The sequence below is a fragment of the Microbulbifer thermotolerans genome, assembly GCF_001617625.1.
Classification (GTDB): Bacteria; Pseudomonadota; Gammaproteobacteria; order Pseudomonadales; family Cellvibrionaceae; genus Microbulbifer; species Microbulbifer thermotolerans.
Window position 1 is genome coordinate 1,428,618 of the sequence record NZ_CP014864.1, and the last position, 17,663, is coordinate 1,446,280.

At 58.1% G+C, this 17,663-nt stretch carries 19 protein-coding genes; 7 read left to right on the forward strand and 12 right to left on the reverse strand.

The window, feature by feature from the left end; all coding sequences use genetic code 11:
* Window positions 1-93 precede the first annotated feature (93 nt).
* A complete protein-coding gene (gene guaA / locus A3224_RS05990; protein ID WP_067152540.1) occupies window positions 94-1,671 on the forward strand; it encodes a glutamine-hydrolyzing GMP synthase in 1,578 nt (525 codons plus the stop codon).
* Between the two features lie 43 nt (window positions 1,672-1,714).
* Here the strand turns inward: guaA and A3224_RS05995 are convergent, their stop codons facing one another.
* From A3224_RS05995 to A3224_RS06035, 9 genes are all read right to left on the reverse strand, one after another.
* Window positions 1,715-2,173: an SRPBCC family protein gene (locus A3224_RS05995; protein ID WP_067152542.1), complete on the reverse strand. Its 459-nt coding sequence runs from the start codon at window positions 2,171-2,173 to the stop codon at window positions 1,715-1,717.
* Window positions 2,174-2,606: 433 nt separating this feature from the next.
* Window positions 2,607-3,662 (reverse strand): OmpA family protein, encoded by a 1,056-nt coding sequence (locus A3224_RS06000; protein ID WP_067152544.1) that lies wholly within the window; start codon window positions 3,660-3,662, stop codon window positions 2,607-2,609.
* A 451-nt stretch (window positions 3,663-4,113) separates the two neighbouring features.
* Entirely contained in the window at window positions 4,114-4,914 is an 801-nt protein-coding gene (locus A3224_RS06005) for a TrmH family RNA methyltransferase (protein ID WP_067152546.1), read from the reverse strand.
* A 4-nt stretch (window positions 4,915-4,918) separates the two neighbouring features.
* Window positions 4,919-5,788 carry a Rossmann-like and DUF2520 domain-containing protein gene (locus A3224_RS06010; RefSeq protein WP_067152548.1) on the reverse strand — a complete coding sequence of 290 codons (870 nt, stop codon included), beginning with the start codon at window positions 5,786-5,788 and terminating at the stop codon, window positions 4,919-4,921.
* Between the two features lie 10 nt (window positions 5,789-5,798).
* Entirely contained in the window at window positions 5,799-6,557 is a 759-nt protein-coding gene (locus tag A3224_RS06015; protein WP_067152551.1) for a pyridoxine 5'-phosphate synthase, read from the reverse strand.
* Window positions 6,558-6,560: 3 nt separating this feature from the next.
* Entirely contained in the window at window positions 6,561-7,145 is a 585-nt protein-coding gene (locus A3224_RS06020) for a peptidylprolyl isomerase (protein WP_067152553.1), read from the reverse strand.
* A gap of 85 nt (window positions 7,146-7,230) precedes the next feature.
* Window positions 7,231-7,911, reverse strand: coding sequence for a TIGR04211 family SH3 domain-containing protein (locus A3224_RS06025; RefSeq protein ID WP_067152555.1), 681 nt, complete (start codon window positions 7,909-7,911; stop codon window positions 7,231-7,233).
* A gap of 28 nt (window positions 7,912-7,939) precedes the next feature.
* Window positions 7,940-8,239, reverse strand: a complete 300-nt coding sequence (locus A3224_RS06030; protein ID WP_067152557.1) for a YciI family protein — start codon at window positions 8,237-8,239, stop codon at window positions 7,940-7,942.
* A 45-nt stretch (window positions 8,240-8,284) separates the two neighbouring features.
* Complete coding sequence (locus tag A3224_RS06035) at window positions 8,285-9,007, reverse strand: VC0807 family protein (RefSeq protein ID WP_067152559.1); 723 nt, start codon at window positions 9,005-9,007, stop codon at window positions 8,285-8,287.
* Between the two features lie 144 nt (window positions 9,008-9,151).
* Between A3224_RS06035 and A3224_RS06040 the strand changes: the two genes are divergently transcribed.
* The 5 genes from A3224_RS06040 to rluB all read left to right on the forward strand — a co-directional run bounded on the left by A3224_RS06040 (window position 9,152) and on the right by rluB (window position 13,930).
* Window positions 9,152-10,111 carry a PHP domain-containing protein gene (locus A3224_RS06040; protein ID WP_231902476.1) on the forward strand — a complete coding sequence of 320 codons (960 nt, stop codon included), beginning with the start codon at window positions 9,152-9,154 and terminating at the stop codon, window positions 10,109-10,111.
* A 305-nt stretch (window positions 10,112-10,416) separates the two neighbouring features.
* Window positions 10,417-11,040, forward strand: a complete 624-nt coding sequence (locus A3224_RS06045) for an L-threonylcarbamoyladenylate synthase (protein ID WP_067152561.1) — start codon at window positions 10,417-10,419, stop codon at window positions 11,038-11,040.
* Between the two features lie 120 nt (window positions 11,041-11,160).
* Window positions 11,161-12,063 carry a segregation and condensation protein A gene (locus A3224_RS06050; RefSeq protein WP_067157562.1) on the forward strand — a complete coding sequence of 301 codons (903 nt, stop codon included), beginning with the start codon at window positions 11,161-11,163 and terminating at the stop codon, window positions 12,061-12,063.
* Between the two features lie 113 nt (window positions 12,064-12,176).
* On the forward strand, window positions 12,177-13,067 hold the full coding sequence (scpB, locus tag A3224_RS06055) for an SMC-Scp complex subunit ScpB (protein WP_082817403.1): 891 nt from the start codon (window positions 12,177-12,179) through the stop codon (window positions 13,065-13,067).
* Window positions 13,064-13,930: a 23S rRNA pseudouridine(2605) synthase RluB gene (gene rluB / locus A3224_RS06060; protein ID WP_067152563.1), complete on the forward strand. Its 867-nt coding sequence runs from the start codon at window positions 13,064-13,066 to the stop codon at window positions 13,928-13,930. The genes scpB and rluB overlap by 4 nt, the downstream gene beginning before the upstream one ends.
* Before the next feature lie 128 nt (window positions 13,931-14,058).
* On the opposite strand, the gene A3224_RS06065 is transcribed toward rluB, so the two are convergent.
* The 3 genes from A3224_RS06065 to A3224_RS06075 all read right to left on the reverse strand — a co-directional run bounded on the left by A3224_RS06065 (window position 14,059) and on the right by A3224_RS06075 (window position 16,908).
* Window positions 14,059-14,736, reverse strand: a complete 678-nt coding sequence (locus A3224_RS06065; RefSeq protein WP_067152565.1) for an SRPBCC family protein — start codon at window positions 14,734-14,736, stop codon at window positions 14,059-14,061.
* 94 nt (window positions 14,737-14,830) lie between these two features.
* Window positions 14,831-16,204, reverse strand: coding sequence for an ATP-binding protein (locus A3224_RS06070; protein WP_067152567.1), 1,374 nt, complete (start codon window positions 16,202-16,204; stop codon window positions 14,831-14,833).
* The gene (locus tag A3224_RS06075; protein WP_067152569.1) at window positions 16,204-16,908 is read right to left on the reverse strand and encodes a response regulator transcription factor; all 705 of its coding nucleotides are present in this window, start codon (window positions 16,906-16,908) and stop codon (window positions 16,204-16,206) included. The genes A3224_RS06070 and A3224_RS06075 overlap by 1 nt, the downstream gene beginning before the upstream one ends.
* 168 nt (window positions 16,909-17,076) lie before the next feature.
* Here A3224_RS06075 and A3224_RS06080 point away from each other — a divergent pair, with 168 nt between their 5' ends.
* Window positions 17,077-17,538, forward strand: coding sequence for a Spy/CpxP family protein refolding chaperone (locus A3224_RS06080; protein ID WP_067152571.1), 462 nt, complete (start codon window positions 17,077-17,079; stop codon window positions 17,536-17,538).
* The last annotated feature ends 125 nt before the right edge of the window (window positions 17,539-17,663 follow it).

Consider the following 17,663-nt stretch of genomic DNA (forward strand, 5'->3'; position numbering starts at 1 on the left):
CTTCGGTAAAGTAAAACCGGATATTCACTCGCAAACGGACCCGCCGGGTCCGTTTGTAATTTAGGAACACTATTCGCCAAATTTGGATAAGCCATGAGCCAAGATATCCACGCCAGCCGCATACTGATCCTGGATTTTGGATCTCAGTACACTCAGTTGATTGCCCGCCGCGTACGCGAGCTGGGGGTTTTCTCCGAGATCCGCGCTTTCGATATGAGTGAAGAGGAGATCCGCGCATACAACCCGCAGGGGATTATTCTTGCCGGCGGTCCCGAATCGGTGGTGGAGGCGGGATCGCCGCGGGCACCGGAAGTGGTATTCCAACTGGGGGTACCGGTTCTCGGTATTTGCTATGGCATGCAGACAATGGCGCACCAGCTGGGCGGCGAGGTGCAGGGCAGCGATATCCGTGAATTCGGCTACGCGCAGGTAAAAGTCGAGGGCGCGTCAAAGCTGCTGCACGATATCAAGGATCACGTGGACGACAACGGCAATGCGCTGCTGGACGTTTGGATGAGTCACGGTGACAAGGTGGTGAGTATGCCCGAGGGCTTCGAGCTGATGGCTTCCACCGACTCCTGTCCCATTGCCGGTATGTACTGCGCAGAGAAAAATTTCTACGGTGTGCAGTTTCACCCGGAAGTTACGCACACGCTGCAGGGTATGCGCATCTACGAGCATTTCGTCATCGAACTGTGCGGTTGCGAACGCCTGTGGACACCGGCCAACATTATCGAAGACTCCATCGCCAAGGTGCGCGAACAGGTGGGCAGCGGCAAGGTATTACTGGGGTTGTCCGGCGGTGTCGACAGCTCCGTCGTGGCGGCGCTGCTGCACAAGGCGATCGGAGATCAGCTCACTTGCGTTTTCGTGGACAACGGCTTGCTGCGCAAGGACGAAGGCGATCAAGTGATGCAAATGTTTGCCGACAATATGGGGGTGCGGGTGATCCGTGCCGATGCCGAATCCCAATTTCTGTCGCGTCTCGCCGGAGTGACTGATCCGGAGGCCAAGCGCAAAATTATCGGCAACACTTTCATCGAGGTGTTTGACCAGGAGGCGGCCAAACTCGAGGATGTGAAATTCCTGGCTCAGGGCACCATTTATCCGGATGTGATCGAGTCGGCGGCAGCCAAAACCGGCAAGGCCCATGTGATCAAGTCTCACCACAATGTGGGCGGGTTGCCGGAGGACATGCAGTTCGAACTGGTGGAACCTCTGCGCGAACTGTTTAAAGACGAGGTGCGTAAAATCGGCTTGGAGCTTGGCCTGCCTTACGACATGGTCTATCGGCACCCATTCCCCGGCCCGGGACTAGGTGTGCGGATTCTCGGTGAAGTGAAAAAGGAATACGCGGACATTCTGCGTGAAGCGGATGCTATTTTTATTGAGGAGCTACACAAGGCGGATTGGTATCACAAAACCAGCCAGGCCTTTGCGGTCTTCCTGCCGGTGAAGTCCGTGGGTGTGGTGGGTGACGGCCGCCGCTACGAGTATGTTGTGGCTTTGCGGGCGGTGGAAACCGTGGACTTTATGACCGCGCGTTGGGCGCACCTGCCGTACGAGTTGATCGAAAAGGTTTCCAATCGCATCATCAACGAGATAGAGCATATTTCCCGCGTGGTCTACGACGTGTCCAGCAAGCCGCCGGCGACGATTGAGTGGGAATAGGCTCTACAGTACAAAAACTGTGGGTGTGGGAACCCGCGGCCCCTCAGTTCCAATTGTCGATTTTGACATCGTGTGGACTGGGGGAGCCGTGGCCGGTTTCCAGCAGTGACTTCAGGCTCAGTAGAAAAACTGCCCACTTCGTGCTGCAGTGGTACATAAACTCCACTGGTTCTTTCCACCCCATATGCTTAAACAAAACGACTGTGTAGTCGCCTTCCTGCTTTAATTCAAAACTGATACTCGTACCTATCCACTCCTCGGGGCCGTCGACTACCTGCCATAAAACTTTACGGGCAGGTGTGAGGTCGAGAACTTTCATATCGAAGCCGCCTATTTCCGCGCCACCGGTATCACAGAAGCGGAATTTGAGCCGACCGCCTACTGCACTTTCCCCTCGGGTTTTCGTTGTCCACCAGGCGGCGAGCCCTTCACGCGTGCTCAGTGCCCGGTAGACGCTTTCCGGAGAGGTTTTGATGCCCACTCTGTGCAGAATATTTGCCATTTTCAATGCCCTCCTGTGAGTTTGATGTCCGGCGTACAAAGGGTAGTCCGAGACTGACAGGGTGGAATATTTGTCTCTTCTACACGGCTTTCCACAGCTGGGTGATTATCAATGCCGAATGGAACTTACAGTTTATTATTGTCAAGACCGATTTATTGCCGTTTGTAACTTGTTGATTTTTATAGGTTTATAGCATTGATTAAATTTTCTTCACAAAACAGTTGCAACGATATTACGGGGTCTAGAGGAATGTTTGGGGTGGTTGCTAACAGAGTTATCCACAGAATCTGTGGAAGAGACAGCTGAGGTGGACATTTATCAACTGATCGCTGGCGACGGTGTAAGGCTTTCGATGGGGACTGCAACAGCCAGCAAGGAAATGATAGTGGGCTGTCCGCGGCTTTTGCCGCGGACCAAAGAGTTTCTTAGGGGCTCAGTGAAAGCGCATCTCCACTCGACGGTTTAGCGCTCGGCCGCTTTCGGTCGAGTTGGATGCAACCGGCTGTTGCTCCCCGTAACCGCGAGCCGTCAGTCTGGCGGCATCTATGCCATTTTGGATTAAGAATGCGCGCACGGCATCCGCACGACTCTGGGAGAGGCGCAAGTTATAGTTGTCATTTCCGAGATTATCTGTGTGACCGGCAATTTCCACTGTACTGCCAGGCTGGCTGCGCAGGGCATTCACCACCTGTAGCAGGGCGCGCTGGGCCGCGAGAGTGAGAGTGGCGGAGTTGAACTCGAAGTGAACATTTTGGAGGGGGACGGCCTGGTCGGCGATAACACAGCCTTCGCTGTCCACTTGGGCGCCGGGCAGGGTGTCGGGACAGCGGTCGTGCCGGTCTACGACTCCGTCGCCGTCCGAATCTGCCAGGGTGAGCTCTACCGGCCCCATATCTTTTGGCGGTGGCGCAATGGTAGCGGCAGCTACGGGCGGGCAGCGCAGGGGGATACTGATACCAAAAGCCAGTTGCCAGTCGCCCATATTGCTATTGAAAAAGTCGTAGAAGTAACGGATTTCGCTGCGCAAGCGCACGCCACGGCGGGAGATTTCCTGGGTGGTGATGCCTGCGGCGACATTCAGGAATGGGTTGGTGGCGTCGTCTTTATCTGGTGATACGTCATCGCGGACAGCTCCGAAGCCGCCTAACAGGTAAGGCGTGTAGCCGTTCCTGTTGCCGAAGTTATACACCACATCGAAGCCAAGACCGTACATGTAATAGTCTGTTTGTTCCCAGTATCCGTTTTCGTTTGTGGTTTCATTTGTCTCCAGAATTGAACCGAATACCTGTACCTCCGAATACCAGGGACCCTGCCAGCCCCATCCGTAGGCAGCGCGCAGGCCGCCTGCTTGACGGTCTGTGTCGCGATCTTTATCGACGCGGCTAAAGTAAGGGGTCAGATCGAAATAGCCGTCTTCCGGCCCCGCAGCTTTGACGGTCGGGCTTGTAGCGAGATATGAGCAGATAATTAGTGAGAGTATCAAGCGCATGGCGATACATCCTTGTTGTTGGTGTTATCGGATTCGCGGCTTATCGCCGGGAAAGTTGTCAAAGTCCATTTGGTTTTTGGTTTAGAAACTGTTTAGTTTATCTTGCGGATTTTTCCACTAATTTGTCGCGAAATTTATTGTGCGTAAGGGAGAGGATAACGAGAGTATTCTGCTGAGTGCGGTATTCAGGCGCACCCGTTGGGGATAGGTTTAGGCGGAAAAATTAAAATTTATGGCGTTTCTGATTATTTTCCGCAAGAGCTGTGCTTGCTCAGGCAATGGGCGGACATTTCGCAAGCGCTTGAGTGGGCCCCGTAGTCTAATAGGTTTGGACTATCTCGATTATCAGTGGTGATTTAATTGCCTTAGAGTTATCTTTACCGGCCGGAGCAAATTGATCAGAGGTTACTTAAAAACAGAGATCCGGAGTTGGTTGTCGTCTCCATGCAAGTTAAACCGGGTTGCTATGAGAGGGCCTTTCCCGGAAAGCAATCAGAGCCGCCGTGACAGCCACATTTAGGCTCTCGACACCGTTGTGCATGGGAATACGCAATCTGTGCGTGCACAGCTCATCGACTGCGTCGCTGACACCGTGGGTCTCATTGCCGAGCACGAAAATTGTTGGTGCGTTTTCCTCCAGTGCTGATAGTGTCATCGGCGCATGGGAGGAGAGACCGCAGATACGCGCTCCCCGCTGTTTAAACGCACTCAATGTCGGCGCAAGCTTTTCACAGCGCAGCAGGCGCATTTTGAAGACGGTGCCGGTACTGGCCTTAATGACCAGTGGATCTATTTGCGCGCAGCCCTTGCGCGGAAGGAGGATACCGTCCATGCCACCGGCGCAGGCGGAACGGATGATCATGCCGAGGTTCTGTGGGTTGGTGATACCGTCGATAGCGAGCAATTCGTAATTGGTTTTTGGCTCGTGCAAGAAGGCTTCCGCGGTGCCGTAGTGAGGCAGAGCCAAGTCTAGCGCAACTCCCTGGTCCTGGCGGGCATTCTTGGAGATGCGCGACAGCTCCCGGCGGCTCCGGTAAACGATTTCTATGTGCCGTTCGGCAGCCAGCGCTTCGATGCGCTCGATCAGTTTGTCGCGGCGGTTGCTGTCGGCCAGATGTAGTTTGTGTACTGGCAGCGACAAATCTTCCAACGCTTCGAGTACCGGCTTGCGCCCGTAGATGGTCAGCAGGCTGTCGTAGAAGGCGCGTTTGCGCAAGTAGTCTTGCGAATCCGCAGGCGTAGTGTCAGTCATGGGGTTAGATCTTTTCGCTGGGTTCCCGCAGCACTTCGGTGAGGCGGGCTGCTGTTTCTTCCGGAAGTTGGCAGCGCCGGGCCAACTCTACACAGACCTGCCCCAGTTGGCGATAGCAATTTGCGAGTTGCGTATCCGTGGATTGCAGGCTGCTCAGCTGGGCCGCCACGGTTTCCGCATCGCCGCGGGCGATGGGGCCGGTAAGTGATTTTTCCGGTCCCAGATGCATATTGTTTTCCGCGGTTTGCAGAACTATGGGCTTGAGCAGTTTTAGGGCCTGTTGCCTGTCGATGCCCGCGGCGGAAAACGCGCGCAGGCTTAGCTCCATCAGGGCGGTGAGGTAGTTGCAGGCGAATACGGAGCCGGCGTGATAGAGGACCTTGTGCTCCGGCGTTATGGTGAGCGGGGTACAGCCAATCGCGGAAAACGCCTTGCTCAGATGTTCGATTGCACGTTGGTCTCCCTCCAGGGCGACACAGCTGCCAGCGAGGGTGGCCACGGAACGCTCCGGGTCGGCAAAGCTATGCACTGGGTGGGCGCTGGCCACTGCGGCGGGCTTACAGGGGGAGAGTGTCGAGGAGCTCAAGGCACCGCTGCAGTGAAAAACCATGGTGCTATTAGAAAGGCGCGGTGCCAGCTGTGTGGCGATGGCGGCAATCTGCCCATCGCCGCTGGCGATCAGCCAGCAGTCGGCGTCGGCCATGGTTTCCACTGAGGGGCAGGGGGTGCCGGCGCCAATAAAGCGACAGGCAGACACGGCGCTTTCCAGGCTGCGGTTGCAGACGGCGCCGATTTGAAAAATTCCCTGGCGTTGCCACAGGCGGGCGAGGGTTTTCCCCAGCCTGCCGGCGCCAATAATGTTAAGTGTCGGCATCGGATAGCAGTCAGTTGCCGGCCAGGCAGTTGAGATAGGCGGTCACAGCGTTTTCAAGCCCCATGCTGATTGCGTCGACGGTCAGCGCGTGGCCGATGGAGACTTCCTGCAGACCGGGCAGTGTGCGGTAGCGGGGCAGGTTGATCAGATTCAGGTCGTGACCCGCGTTGACGCCAAGCCCCAGCTGGCATGCCTGTTCGGCGGCGGCACAATGGGCGGCAAAAATCGATTCGAGTTCGTCGCTCTGATGTTTCACGGCTTCCGCGTAGGGGCCCGTGTAGAGTTCGATACGGTCGGCGCCCACTTCTTTGGCAAGCTTTATCTGAGATGGCTCCGGGTCCATAAATAGGCTGACGCGGATATTGGCGTCTTTCAGTTGCGCAATCAGCGGCTCCAGGCGCGCTCCGTCACGCTCAAGGTCGAAGCCGTGATCCGAAGTGAGCTGGTCGTTGCTGTCAGGTACCAGGGTGCACTGATCGGGTTTGGTTTCCAGTACCAAGGGCATCAGGCCCGGATAGTCCTTCAGGGGGCCGGCAAAGGGGTTGCCCTCCACGTTAAATTCCGCCTCTTCACGGCTGCGGCACAGTTCGGCAAGCGCGCGCACGTCGTCGGGGCGGATATGGCGCTGGTCTGGGCGCGGGTGCACAGTGAGCCCCTGGGCACCTGCTTCCAGGCACACGCGACCGTGGGCGACCACATCCGGATAATTGCCCTCGCGGGAATTCCGGATCAGAGCGATTTTGTTGAGGTTAACGCTGAGGGCTATCACCGCTTAGTCTCCCTGAGTATTGCCGGCAACCGCAGTGGTGTCGGCGCGCCTGGCATTCAGAATGCGGATGGGTACATTGGGGGCATTCGGAAAAGCGCGATAGAGGCCGCGCGGTTCATTAACGATTTTTTCTACCACATCCATACCCTGAATGACCCGGCCGAACACAGTGTAACCGGGTTTATCGGCCTGTGCGTCCAGATGGGCGTTGTGCTTCAGATTGATGAAGAACTGTGACGTGGCACTGTCCGGGTCGCTTTTGCGCGCCATGGCGAGGGTGCCGCGCAAATTTTTGAGGCCGTTGCCGGATTCGTTGATGACCGGTTCGCGGGTTTCTTTGAGCTGGAAGTCAAAGGTGTGTCCACCGGTCTGGACCATAAAGTTGGGGATTACCCGGTGGAAAATCACACCGTTGTAGAAGCCGCTGTCCAGGTACGCTAGGAAATTCTCCACTGTGGCCGGAGCCTTGTCGCGGAAAAGCTCGACCCGGATGAGGCCCAGATCGGTTTTCAGCTCCACTTCAGGGTTGTCGGCCAATGCCGGCAGGGCGAGCAGGCAGGTTAAAAAGAGTGCTGTCAAGCTGCGCATCTTCCGTGTCTCCCGATAAGACCGTTCCACTGTCCGAGCGCGTCTGGACTCACAGAAGCGCTCGTGTGAATTAATCAGAGTTTCCTTAGTTTGCCCATTCCGAGCGGCGCCGCCGCGGCCGGATAAAGGGCGCAATCATGGCGAGAATAGCACCCAGTCCCACGGACATAGCGCCGTACATATACCACTTGTGCGCCTCGCTGCTGGACAGGCGCTGAATTTCTGCTTCTGCCATCGCCTGTTTTTGTTTGAGCAGTTCATGCTGTTTCAGGAGGTTTTGGTGGCGCTCGTTCAGGGCCACGGCGTCGGCGGACAGGGTTTTCAGATCTTTCAGTTCTTTGGCCAGCTGCTGGGCTTTTTCCCGCTCGCTAGCCAGGGCGGTATTCAGTTTTTGGTTTTCCGCTTCCAGGCGGCGGACCTCGCCGCCCAAGTCCATAGCTTCGAAGCGGGCCAGGTCAGCTTCAGCCTTCCGCAATTTGATTTTTGCCACTGGCTCGGACACCAGGTACTGGCGGCGCATCCATCCCTCCTGGCCGTCGGGTGTGCGCACGCGGGCCCAGCCCTCTTCGGGGGCATCCTCCAGCAGTGTCAATTGAGTGCCGCTGGGAAGGCCGCGGTGCAGAATCCTGAATTCATTGCCTTTGCCCGCGCGCAGCGGCACGTGCAGCTGATCGGTAATATAGCGAGTGTCTCCGCCTTGCGAACTGGCGGGGGAGGCGATGGCAATCAAGGCAGCGGCCATAAGGCCGGTCAATTGTTTCATCATTATTAGAGGAGCACCGTTTGTGATTGGGTTACGGAAACAGATGGTTGAAAGGTTTGACCTTTACCGAGGCATAAACGCCGGCTTTCACATAGGGATCGGCGTCCGCCCAGGCTTTGGCCTCTTCCAGGGAAGAAAATTCCGCGACCACCAGGCTGCCACTGAAGCCGGCTTCACCGGGGGTCTCGCTGTCGATGGCCGGGCAGGGACCGGCGATCAAAAGCCTCCCTTCGTCTTTCAGGCGGTTTAGCCGTGCCAGATGATCCGGGCGTGCGCCTTTGCGCAGCGGCAAACTGTTTTCAACGTCCTCGCTGATGATTGCATACCACATAAATTGCTTGTGCTCTTTTCGTGTTGTCAGTGATCGAATAGTTGGTTACTGCTGAACCATGATTTCTTCAAGCTTCAGGCCGGTCAGTTTGCCGATGCGGCGGAACAGAAAGAACAAGACCAGCATCAGGATAATGGTCGCCGGCAGAGCGATTACCGGGAAGCTGAGCGCGGTCATCTTGCCCAGTTCCTCGTTGAAAGCCTCAGTGCCGGGGGGGCTTTGTAGCAGTAGCTTGGCCAGAATGTAATTCAGCGCGGAAGAGAGAAAGAAGGAGCAGGCAATCATCCAGGACGCTTGCTGCAGGGTGCGCTCAAAGGCGGTTTGGTTACCGTTGACTGCCAGGGTGCGGGCGATTTTCTCTGTGTCTAGAATCCGATCGTTGTATAGCAGTGTCTTGACCAGTGGCCAGCGGGTATAGAGGGAAGCGACGGTGGCGATACCCAGCAGCCCGGGAATAGCGGCTTCCTTGATGGCAATATACTGCGCGTCCAGCTCCAGCAGGCTGATGCCGCCAGTGAGCAATATGCTGATTATGCCGAGGGCGGAGAAGAAATTGACTTTGCCGGACTGGGTCAGGTCGCGCAGGCCGTAGGCCAGCGGGAATATCAGCGCAATGACTATCGCCCATTTTGTGCCCAGCCAGTCATCGCCCGACAGTTTGGTCAGTATCAGTGTCGGAATGACGATATTGAGTAACAAATTTGCCCAAAGGCTTTCTTTTTGGGGTTGCCGTTCGTTGGTTTGGGATGTCGGGTTGGTTTCGGTCATGTCTGTTTCCGGTGATAATGCCCGCGGGAAGTTACTTCATATTCAAAATAGCTTCCCGGCTGACGGTGCCGCTGCCAGAATTTGGTTTCCCCAGAGCTTCCACTTGGAAACCCTTGGTCGGGGCCTTATCCCTGGAACCGCGGGGTGCCCCTGAGACAGCAGCACCTGCGCGTTGTTCAAAAACCGGGTGTCACTACCCGGCCGAATCTGAGCGAGAATCCTGAATTGAAAGCCCTGTCAGCAGCTGAGGAGGCGATCTGTGCAGATCTGCACTGCCACAGCACTGCATCGGACGGTATTTTAAGCCCTACGGCACTGGTGTCGAGGGCGAAATCCCGCGGTGTGACCCTGTTGGCTCTAACTGATCACGACACCGTCGGCGGTTTGCCCGAGGCTGCCGCAGCTTGTCGCCGCCAGGGCGTGGCGCTGGTGCCGGCGATCGAGTTTTCCAGCCGTTGGGGAAAGCGCCCTGTGCATATTGTCGGCCTCGATATCGATCCGAATTCCCCCGCGCTGCGGGAAGGCATAGCCCTGCGGGAACGGCTGCGCCGGGAGCGCGCCGAGCGGATCGCTACGAGGCTGGAAAAGCGCGGCTTTGAGGGTGCGCTGAAAGGCGCCCGGGCGCTGGCTGGTGACGGAGTGATCGGCCGTCCGCACTTCGCCCGCTGGCTGGTGCAGCAGGGATATGTGGAGGATAGCGGGCGGGCTTTCAAGCGCTATCTGGGTGCCGGCAAGGTCGCGGATGTAAAAGTGGAGTGGCCACAGTTATCCGAGACAGTGGCGTGTATCCGGGCCGCCAACGGCGTAGCGGTGCTGGCGCACCCGCTAAAGTACAACCTCAGCCGCACTCAGCTGCGCAGTTTGTTGCGCGACTTCGCAATGGCCGGTGGCGAAGCGATAGAGCTCCTGTGCGGACGCCAGAATCCGGTGCAGACGCGGGAGCTGCGTCAGCTGATGGAGGCGGTGGCCGCCGAATTGGCGCGGCCACCGCTACACTGCTCACTGGGTAGTGACTTTCACCAGCCGGAACAACCCTGGCGGGAGCTGGGGTGTGTGCGCTTGCCGGAGGGGGTTCAGCCGGTGTGGGCTCTGCTGGGGCGTTAGTTGCTCGGCGATGAACTTGTAATGCCCGCCCGTCGGGCTCCTCATCTGCTGCAAACACGCCTATGCGTTCAGGCAATGGGTGACCCGCGGTTCTCCTCTGTCCATGGCTGCTATGCAGAAGGGGAGTGATCGGCTGCTTTGCCGAGTGTATCTGTGGCAAACTTGGCCTGCGGCGGGGTTCGACAAGGATCGCCGGACAAGTGCGCGGCCATTGCTCATTGGCTGCGGCGATATATCCTTTGAGGGAGGTCCGGGAAGGCCCGGCTGGCAAGATGGATCAGAGAAGAAATTATTTGGGGGGACCAGTGGCTCAGTTTTTTCAAATCCACCCGGACAATCCTCAGGGCAGGCTGATCAGCCAGGCTGCGGACATAGTCGCTGCTGGCGGGGTCATCGTATTTCCCACCGATTCCGCCTACGCGATCGGCTGCCGACTGGAGGAAAAACTGGCGGTGGAGCGCATCCGCGCCTTGCGTCAATTAGATAAACAACACAATTTCACGCTGATGTGCCGCGACCTATCGGAACTGGCCAGTTACGCCAAGGTGGACAATCAGATGTTCCGCCTGCTCAAAAGTCATACTCCGGGTCCCTATACCTTTATCATGCCCGCTACAACAGAGGTTCCCCGACGCCTACTGCATCCCAAGCGCAGGACCATTGGTCTGCGTGTGCCCGATAACGCCATTGTATTGGCGCTGATCGAAGCGCTGGGCGAGCCGCTGATGAGCTGCAGCCTGATCATGCCCGGAGATACACAGCCTCTGACGGATCCCTACGATATTCGAGACACGCTCGAACACCAGGTGGAACTGGTGATCGATGGCGGCTTTTGCGGTATGGAACCCACCACTGTGGTGGATTTGACTGGTGACGAACCGCAGTTGATTCGCCAGGGCCGCGGCCCCATCGACGAAATCATGGGCTAAACCGACGGGTGCTCATGTATAATCGCGCGTTTGCCTCTCCCGATGGGGAGGGGCCGATGGAGAGCGAGGCGGGGCAGAGTGTCCACTGAAGAGTTATTAGCTGAGGCGGAAGAGCAGATATTGGCGGAGGTTGCCGCCGCTGAGGCCGAGGCGGGCGAAGAGCCGGGAGCCGACCAATCGCCGCGCCAAGGCGAAATGCCTTTCGCCGTGGTGCAGGGGCAGGCCTATACCGAACTACCGGAAGATCTTTATATTCCCCCGGATGCGTTGGAGGTGATCCTGGAGGCCTTCGAGGGCCCTCTGGATCTGCTGCTTTATCTGATCCGTCGGCAAAACCTGGATATTCTCGAAATCAATGTCTCGGATATCACCCGCCAGTACATGGCCTATGTGGAAATGATGACGGCCATGCGTTTCGAGCTGGCGGCGGAATATCTGGTCATGGCCGCCATGCTGGCGGAGATCAAGTCGCGTATGCTGCTGCCGCGTCCTCCACAGGAGGAAGAAGAAGAGGGTGAGGACCCCCGTGCGGCACTGATCCGTCGTCTGCAGGAATACGAGCGCTTCAAGACGGCTGCGGAGGATCTCGATGAGATACCGCGTATGGGGCGCGACATTCATCAAGCCACCGCTCAGGGACCGGACCGCAGTATCACGCGCCCGGATCCTGAGGTGGACCTGAAAGAAGTGCTGCTGGCCCTGGCGGAAGTACTCAGGCGCGCGGATATGTTTGAGAGCCATCAGGTGGAGCGGGAACGGCTGTCCACTCGCGAGCGCATGACCCAGGTACTGGACAAGATCCGCCACCGCCAGTTTGTTCCCTTTGTCAGCCTCTTTACGGTGGAAGAGGGCCGCCTCGGTGTGGTGGTCACCTTCCTCGCCGTAATGGAACTGGTCAAGGAATCCCTGGTGGAGTTGATACAGAACGAGCCCTTTGGCCCCATCCACGTGCGCGCCGCGAGCGGCGAAGAGGCTGCCGCTGGCGCGGAAGATGAAGTGGAAGCCGGGCCGGCAATGCCGTAGCGGTTGCGGTTGGTCTGCCGGGCCTGATAGGCGCCAACCGCGTGGGGAAGTTGCGGCCCTATCGGCCGGACATGCATGATCATAAAGAGAATTCCAAGGTTAGAAACGAGAAGATGACAATTGCTCCGGAACTACTGCGCCGCATCGTGGAGGGCGCGCTGCTGGCGGCGGGGCAACCGCTGTCGGAGGACAAGCTGCTGTCACTGATCGACGAGGGCGAGCGCCCGGAAAAGTCGGAAGTGCGCGGGGTCCTCGAAGAGATTGCCGAGAGCTGCTCGGAGCGGGGCTTTGAACTCAAGCAGGTAGCCAGCGGCTGGCGTTTCCAGGTGCCAGAGGACTTGGCGCCTTGGGTTAACCGCCTGTGGGAGGAAAAGCCTCAGAAGTACTCCCGCGCAATACTGGAGACGCTGGCGATTATCGCCTACCGCCAGCCGATCACCCGCGGTGATATCGAGGAGATTCGCGGGGTGGCGGTCAGCTCCCATATCGTCAAGACTCTGACGGAGCGCGGCTGGATCAAAGTGGTGGGGCATCGGGATGTGCCGGGTAAACCGTCTCTCTATGCCACTACCAAAGAGTTCCTCGACTATTTCAACTTACGCACCCTGGATGACCTGCCGACCCTGGCGGAGATTCGCGATATCGACAGTCTCAACCAGCTGCTGGATTTGGGGCAGCAGGAGGGAGGTGACGAGGCCCAGGAGGCGGCTGCGGAAGTGGAAGAAGAGGCAGTTGCGGCGCCCGGGAAATCCGGTCCCGAAACGGATGACACGCCCCCTGTGAATCCCGAGTCGGAGCGCGCGCCTGTGGCGGGTGGTGAGAGCGAAGACGCAGTCTCAGGGGAGCTGTCCGGCGATCAGGGTGTCGAGCTTGGAGAAGAGATGGATTCAGAGAAGACAGAGCCGTCACAAGATAGCGAGACTGCCGCATCCGAAGCGCTGGAAGCCGGGGTGGCAATGAATGAATCCGGGGAAGAATCGCAAGCGGAAAACAGTTCCCTATGAGTGAAGGTACTTCGCCCGCGGGCGAGAAACTGCAAAAGGTACTGGCGCGTGCCGGTCTGGGATCGCGGCGCGAGATGGAGCGCGCGATAGAGGCCGGCCGAGTGACCGTGAACGGCACAGTGGCTGAACTGGGCGAGCGGGTCACTGAAGAAGACCGTATAGAGTTTGATGGCCGCCGGCTGCCGGTGGTGGAGGAAAGCCGCTGCCGGGTGATTCTGTACAATAAGCCGGTGGGGGAAATCTGTTCCCGGCACGATCCAGAGGGGCGTCCCACCGTCTACGATCGGCTGCCGCGCTTGAAGACCGGGCGTTGGATTTCCGTCGGCCGCCTGGATTTCAACACCAGTGGCCTTCTGTTGTTCACCAATAGCGGTGAACTGGCCAATAGATTGATGCATCCCTCTTCGGTGATTGACCGCGAATACCTGGTGCGAATTCAGGGTGAAGTGGACGATGAAATGAAAAAACGTCTGCTCACCGGGGTGCTGCTGGAAGATGGCGTGGCGCGCTTTACCGATATCGTCGAAAGCGGCGGAGAGGGCAGAAACCGCTGGTTCTACTGCGTGGTAATGGAGGGACGTAACCGCGAGGTGCGACGCCTGTGGGAGTCTCAGGGCGTGCGCGTCAGTCGTCTGAAGCGGGTGCGCTACGGGAGCGTGTTTATCCCTTCCCATGTGCGCGTGGGGCAGTGGATAGAAATGGAGCCCAGGGAGATCGACGATCTATGCCTGACTGCCGGCCTGCCGAAGCTGGGCCAGCGCCCGCTGACCCCGGTGGAGAGGCAGAGCCTGCAGCGTCAGCGGCGTAAGTTGCGCAAGTCGCCGTCTCCAGCTTCGCGTCGCGGCAAATCGTCGGGAAAGTAGAGGGCCCATTGCCTGGGCGCCCCGCAAGTAACGTCAGCGCTCAGGCGGATTAATCAAAGGTTCCTTAGGGAATTCCTGAGTCAGGAGTGCGAGCGGCGCAGCTGGCTCCTGAGCGCCATAAGGCACTTCTACGGGTTTTCCTCAATCGGCTCTTCGCGCTCTACATCGGGCGATTGTCCTTCCATGCCGGGATCGGCTCCCGGCGGGTTAGTGTCCATAGTGCCGCCGTTTTCCGGTGGCAGTTCGGTATCGGTACCTTCATCAAGAGATTCTGAAGGTGCTGGTGTCCCGGACTCAACCACATTTTTCAGGTTTTCCAGTCCCCGTTGGTAGGATTCGCTCACCATTCTTTTGACCAGTAGCCCCATCCAGCGGGCTACGGGACCGCCACCCATGTCGGTACTGAAATACCAAGTGATGTTGGTTCCACTCCCCTGAGGTTGCAGGCGAAATTCCGCTGTTGCCGCGCCCTGCTCGCCAAAGTCCAGCTGAGTGCGCACCAGGGAGTAGGGCTCGCTGGAGATGATAGTCTGGGCGCCACTTCCCATATTTGGATTGTCGCCGCGCCAGCGCATAACGGCGCCGACCCCCTCGCTGGGGCCGCTGTATTCGTAGCGGGCACTCGGGTCCAGGTGGTACCAGGGAGACCAGCTGTTAAAGTTGCGCAGGTTATTGACGTAGGGAAAAACGACTTGTGGCGGCTTGGTGATATAGACGCTGCGCTCGAGTGTGACTTCCCGTGGAAAGAGGAAACCGGCCAGTACCAAAAGTGCCAGGAAAATCAGAATGTAGAGTATCCAGCGCATAGCGGAGCCCTTTTGCAGTGGGCGGGGTGAACGCGGCCCGACTTTACAAGCATGTGTGATAGATCCGCATTTATCAACGAGTGGGCGGGAATTGTTACTCGCCGACAGCCAGAACGGGTAGTTGTATCTCCACGCAAAGACCGGAAGATGGCGTGTTGTAGGCCTGGATATTGCCGCCGTGTTGAACGATGGTGCGTTGGGCGATGGCGAGCCCGAGGCCAATGCCGCCACTTTCGCGGGTACGGGCACTGTCTGTGCGGTAAAAGGGACGGAAAATCGCCTGAAGCTCGTCTTCGGGAACGCCATTGCCGGAGTCCGTCACCCGGATTCGACACTCTTCGCCCAAGTCGTCGATGGCGATACGGACGTTCCCGCCGTGGGGGCTGTATTTGATCGCATTGCGTAAAATGTTTTCCAGCGCTGCGGTCAATGAGCTGCCGCGAGTGGCGACAAGAAGTTCTCCATTGCTGGCTTTGAAAGCAAAGCTCAGTTGTTTTTCTTCCGCTTCAGCCTTGAGTTCTTCCTGCAGGGCTTGTGCCAGGCTGTTGATTTCCACCACGTCGTCCAGGGGCCGCTGATCCTGAGCGGTGACCGGTAGAGATAGGACGTCAGCGATAATCTCCTCCAAGTAGTCGGCGGCCTTGCCGATTTTATCCAGCTCCGCGTCCAGTCCCCTGATATTCTTTTGCCGCGCTATGCCCAGTGCAACCTGCAACCGCGCCAGAGGAGAGCGGAGTTCGTGGGATACGTCTTTGATCAGGCGGCGCTGTTCGGCCATGGACTCCTGTAGCTGCGCGGTCATCGAGTCAAAATCCCGGGCCAGGTCCGCCAGTTCACCGCTGCGGCTGTGCAGGCCGGGGCTTACCCGGTAGTCCAGCTCTCCGGCGGCCACACGGCGGGTGGCTGCGCGCAGCTGCTCCAGTGGGCGGCTCAGATAGCGCGCCAGCCAGTAGCTGGCGGCACCGGAGGCGAGCATGGACAGTAGCAGCATGGGCCAGAAGTTGCGCCACAAAAACCGCAAGAGCAGGGTTTCTTTGCTCTGGCCGGTAATCATTACTACCCGCAGGTTGTCGTTGTCGCGCAGGGGCAGGAAAAAGCCTACGGCGGGTTTCTTGTCTACCTGTGCATGGGATTCGCGGTTGCGGTAGTTGAGGGCTATAAGCATTGGCGCCATGTCTTCGGGCAGTGGGCGCCCGAGCAACTCTCGTCCGAACTGGTCTACCGCAAAGACCTGCTCCTTTACTTTTTTGGGCTGCCGTTCGAGCCACTGCTGGAAGTATTCCTGTCCGTGGCGGCGGGCGCCGCGCAGGTTGCGCACCACCTCGCGATAAAGCGCCGGGCCCTCCCAGCGCTCCTCGTGGCGCGGATCGCCAAACTCACCGAAATGTGTGATATAGATGGCTGCCACCACCATAACCATGGCGGTGATCCAGGCACCGAAAAACATCTTCCAGAAGAGACTGCGCATCAGCCGTTTTTACTCTCGGTGAGCATATAGCCGGCCCCGCGGATATTGATAATCAGGTCACGGCTGGCTCCCTGTTTGGAGAGCTTCTTGCGGATATTACTGACATGTACGTCGATGGACCTGTCATAGGGCATCAGCTTTCGTCCCAAGGCCGTCTCCGTGAGTATTTCCTTGCTCACTACTTCGCCAGCGTGCTGCACCAGCACCTTGAGTACCGCGAATTCGGCGCCGGTCAGGGATAGCGGCTGATCCTCCCAGTAGCCCTGGTGTTCCGACGGCAGCAGGCGCAGTGGGCCGCTACTCAAAGTTCCGTCGTTTTCCGGCTCTACCCGCCCGCGGCGCAATACCGCGCGCAGGCGCGCGGCCAGTTCACGCGGGTTGCAGGGTTTGGGCAGATAGTCGTCGGCGCCCATTTCAAGGCCGACAATGCGATCAACGGTATCGCCCTTGGCGGTCAGCATAAGCACCGGCAGGGAGCGGCTGGCGGGCCCGGCGTCTTTGCGAAGTTTGCGCAGCAGGTCGAAGCCGTTATGTACCGGTAGCATCACATCCAGTACCAAGGCGTCGAAATTGTGGCTTTGGGCCAGTTCCAGGCCCCGGCCACCATCGTTGGCCACGGTTACCTCAAAACCATCGCCGGTGAGATATTCCCTCAGGAGATCGGTCAGTTCTGTGTCGTCGTCGACCAGTAGGATACGGCTCATGGTGTGCTCTCAGATTAGGTATGGCCATTATATGCGAAGCCCTGGCGCCGATTACGGCGGCAGCGTGGGCTTTTAACCGTTCTTAACAGTTGTTTACTGCGGTTATCCCCCCTTTACACGGCGCCATCCTACTATGCAACCACCGACACAAACCAAGAGGACGAATCGATGAAGAACTGGAAAGCGATAGCGGGCAGCGTGATATTGGCGGGCGCACTGGCGGCTCCGGCTGCGACTCTCGCCTTCGGAGGCGGGCAGGGTCCACACCATCACAAAGGGCACTATATGGAGCATATCGCCGAGGAGCTGAATCTGACCGAAGGTCAGAAGGCGCAGCTCAAGGCCAACCGCGAAGCTGCCCGGGAAGCGCATAAAGCACAGCGCAAACAGAAGCGCGAGCTGCACAAAAAACTGCGCGAGGCCATAGCGTCCGGTGCGGATCAGGCCACTCTGGACAGCCTGGGCGCCGAGCTGGGACGGCTGCAGGTAGCTGAAATGCAGCAACGTCATAAACAACGCCAGCAATTTGAGGCCATTCTGACCGACGAGCAAAAGGCCAAGCTGGAAAAACTGAAGGCCGAACGCGAAGAGCGCCGCATGGAGCGTCGTGGAAAGCGCGGCGAGGGCTAATCTGACACTTAGTCACTGACATTGATCATCCGATTTCTGTGCGATCCACCGGGTCCGCCCCCCAATTGGGCCCGGTAGAGATACCACCCCCTTGCCCCTGCTCAGCGGGGGCTTTTTTATTCTCT

Bases quoted from the DNA above. Each gene is read 5' to 3' on its own strand.
- A3224_RS06035 (WP_067152559.1), bottom strand. From the start codon at position 9,007: ATGACCGAAACCAACCCGACATCCCAAACCAACGAACGGCAACCCCAA.
- A3224_RS06000 (WP_067152544.1), bottom strand. From the start codon at position 3,662: ATGCGCTTGATACTCTCACTAATTATCTGCTCATATCTCGCTACAAGC.
- A3224_RS06065 (WP_067152565.1), bottom strand. From the start codon at position 14,736: ATGCGCTGGATACTCTACATTCTGATTTTCCTGGCACTTTTGGTACTG.
- guaA (WP_067152540.1), top strand. From the start codon at position 94: ATGAGCCAAGATATCCACGCCAGCCGCATACTGATCCTGGATTTTGGA.
- A3224_RS06080 (WP_067152571.1), top strand. From the start codon at position 17,077: ATGAAGAACTGGAAAGCGATAGCGGGCAGCGTGATATTGGCGGGCGCA.
- A3224_RS06010 (WP_067152548.1), bottom strand. From the start codon at position 5,788: ATGCCGACACTTAACATTATTGGCGCCGGCAGGCTGGGGAAAACCCTC.
- A3224_RS06025 (WP_067152555.1), bottom strand. From the start codon at position 7,911: ATGATGAAACAATTGACCGGCCTTATGGCCGCTGCCTTGATTGCCATC.
- A3224_RS06070 (WP_067152567.1), bottom strand. From the start codon at position 16,204: ATGCGCAGTCTCTTCTGGAAGATGTTTTTCGGTGCCTGGATCACCGCC.
- rluB (WP_067152563.1), top strand. From the start codon at position 13,064: ATGAGTGAAGGTACTTCGCCCGCGGGCGAGAAACTGCAAAAGGTACTG.
- A3224_RS06075 (WP_067152569.1), bottom strand. From the start codon at position 16,908: ATGAGCCGTATCCTACTGGTCGACGACGACACAGAACTGACCGATCTC.
- A3224_RS05995 (WP_067152542.1), bottom strand. From the start codon at position 2,173: ATGGCAAATATTCTGCACAGAGTGGGCATCAAAACCTCTCCGGAAAGC.
- A3224_RS06020 (WP_067152553.1), bottom strand. From the start codon at position 7,145: ATGCGCAGCTTGACAGCACTCTTTTTAACCTGCCTGCTCGCCCTGCCG.
- A3224_RS06005 (WP_067152546.1), bottom strand. From the start codon at position 4,914: ATGACTGACACTACGCCTGCGGATTCGCAAGACTACTTGCGCAAACGC.
- scpB (WP_082817403.1), top strand. From the start codon at position 12,177: ATGACAATTGCTCCGGAACTACTGCGCCGCATCGTGGAGGGCGCGCTG.
- A3224_RS06030 (WP_067152557.1), bottom strand. From the start codon at position 8,239: ATGTGGTATGCAATCATCAGCGAGGACGTTGAAAACAGTTTGCCGCTG.